1 protein-coding gene is annotated in these 799 nt (G+C 33.8%); it reads left to right on the top strand.

The genetic code is table 11. The features are described from left to right. Positions 1 to 145 precede the first annotated feature (145 nt). On the top strand, positions 146 to 706 hold the full coding sequence (gene frr, locus ACQV2G_RS09115; protein WP_428873934.1) for a ribosome recycling factor: 561 nt from the start codon (positions 146 to 148) through the stop codon (positions 704 to 706). The last annotated feature ends 93 nt before the right edge of the window (positions 707 to 799 follow it).

Here is a 799-nt window from a genome sequence, read left to right as displayed (position 1 = left end):
ATAAGCATGCCCATTTAGAAGCACCTTGTGTAACATATGTTTGACAACTCTAGATGTTGGAAATAATCATGATTAGTTCTAACTTTTCTTACAATGCTTAAATATGGTATAATAAAATAACTATGGATCATATAGGAGGAAGAAAATGGCTGCTGATAATATATTAAAAAATACTGAAAGCCGAATGCAAAAATCAATTGAAGCTTTTCAACGTGAATTAGGAACTATTCGCGCTGGAGTTGCTAATGCTAGTATTTTAGACCGTGTCATGGTTGAATACTATGGAACACCTACGGCATTAAACCAGTTAGCTTCAATTAATACACCTGAAGCAAGAATGTTAGTAATTTCACCTTATGATAAGAGTTCGCTTCAAGATATTGAGCGTGCAATCATGATGAGTGATGTGGGAATTACACCTACAAATGACGGTGAAGTTATTCGTCTTGTGATACCTGCATTGACTAAAGAAAGACGAGAAGAATTAGTTAAAGTAATCGGTAAAGAACAAGAAAATGCAAAAGTTTCAGTAAGAAATATTCGTCGAGATGCAATGGATGAAGCTAAGCGACTTGAAAAAGATAGTGAAATTACTGAAGATGAATTAAAACGTTATGAAAAGGATATTCAGCAAATAACTGATAATGCGACTAAGGAAATTGATCGCCTAACTTCAGTTAAAGAAGATGAAATCAGAAATAACTAAAAACCGACCAAAAATCAAGTCAAGAAGTCTTGACTTGATTCAGACTGAAGACAAACCCTTTGTGAGTTAATCTCAAATAAAGGGGTTGTCTTT

The organism is Facklamia sp. P12955, from assembly GCF_050409565.1.
Lineage (GTDB): Bacteria > Bacillota > Bacilli > Lactobacillales > Aerococcaceae > Facklamia.
The sequence above is the reverse complement of the archived record's forward strand: the minus strand, read 5'-3'. Positions and strand labels throughout refer to the sequence as shown.

Coding starts and splice junctions, on each gene's coding strand:
- frr (WP_428873934.1), top strand. CDS start 146: ATGGCTGCTGATAATATATTAAAAAATACTGAAAGCCGAATGCAAAAA.